Origin of the sequence: Acidovorax sp. Leaf160, from assembly GCF_001424265.1 — a bacterium.
Lineage (GTDB): Bacteria > Pseudomonadota > Gammaproteobacteria > Burkholderiales > Burkholderiaceae_C > Paracidovorax.
Genome location: NZ_LMOV01000022.1, coordinates 1 through 1,109, shown reverse-complemented (window position 1 = coordinate 1,109; position 1,109 = coordinate 1). Strand labels below are relative to the sequence as shown.

General features: G+C 58.0%; 1 protein-coding gene and 3 tRNA genes. All 4 read right to left on the bottom strand.

The window, feature by feature from the left end:
- Positions 1-95 (bottom strand): GTP-binding protein (locus tag ASF94_RS10730; RefSeq protein WP_005434227.1); only part of this gene is annotated, 95 nt, incomplete at its 3' end.
- 71 nt (positions 96-166) lie between these two features.
- Positions 167-241 (bottom strand) — tRNA-Thr (locus ASF94_RS10725).
- Positions 242-286: 45 nt separating this feature from the next.
- Positions 287-360: transfer RNA gene (locus ASF94_RS10720), tRNA-Gly, on the bottom strand.
- 47 nt (positions 361-407) lie between these two features.
- Positions 408-493, bottom strand: a tRNA-Tyr gene (locus ASF94_RS10715).
- Positions 494-1,109 lie beyond the last annotated feature (616 nt).

Genomic DNA, 1,109 nt, shown 5'->3' with positions numbered 1-1,109 from the left:
ATCGCTGCCGTCAGCGTCGTCTTGCCATGGTCCACGTGGCCGATGGTGCCCACGTTGACGTGGGGCTTGGTACGTTCGAACTTACCTTTTGCCATTTTCGACTCCGAAAAAAACTCAACCAACACACTTGGATATTGGCGCAATCTCAACCGGACGCACCGCAAATTGGTGCCCATGGCGGGAATCGGACCCGCGACCTCTCCCTTACCAAGGGAGTGCTCTACCACTGAGCCACATGGGCGTTTCGACAGCCTAAGCTTCGAACGATCTCTCTACCTAACCAGACTGGAGCGGGAGACGGGAATCGAACCCGCGTCATTAGCTTGGAAGGCTAGGGTTCTACCATTGAACTACTCCCGCATCGACCTCAAGGCCTTCACAGCAGCGCCCAGCGCACAACTCAAATCTGGTGGAGGGGACTGGATTCGAACCAGTGTAGGCGTAAGCCAACAGATTTACAGTCTGCCCCCTTTAGCCACTCGGGCACCCCTCCGGAGAATCTCAAATTATAGCGACAAAAAAGTGATGCTGTGCAAACTTTCGGAATTTTTATCACATTGCTGGTTGACCCCTGCGCCCCGGACTGCCGACGCGAGCTGGTCAGCTGCAGGGAACGACCTGCGGCCTCAGAAGCTGGCGTCCCGTCGCGTCGATCAGGCCTGCCGCCGCCACGAAAGGCCAGCACAATGGTCAGCCAATCCCTGAACCCATGGGGCTCCTCAACACAGCAGACGGGCACGCGGACAGCCGATCTCCAAGCGCTGGCCGCAGCTCAATGTCGGAGGACCTGGCAGAAGCGAAATCAGCTCATGGGCCTGTAAGTGCAGCGTTACCGAGACCTGGCGGCCGGCCCGCAAGAAGTGCAGCAGGAAACCTGGCCACGTGCGCTGGTGGAACGAATTCACCATTCCATCCGAGAATTCTGCTGCAGCAGACGAGCCGGAGGCTGACCGCTGAAGCTCTGAACTCGTTTACACACCGGATCAGCGCAGCATTCACACATTTCCCAAGCCCCAAAGCAATACGCCCCGGGCACATGGAGTGCACGGGGCGGATTGGGCTGTAAGAGCCTGACGATGACCTACTTTCACACGGGAACCCGCACTATC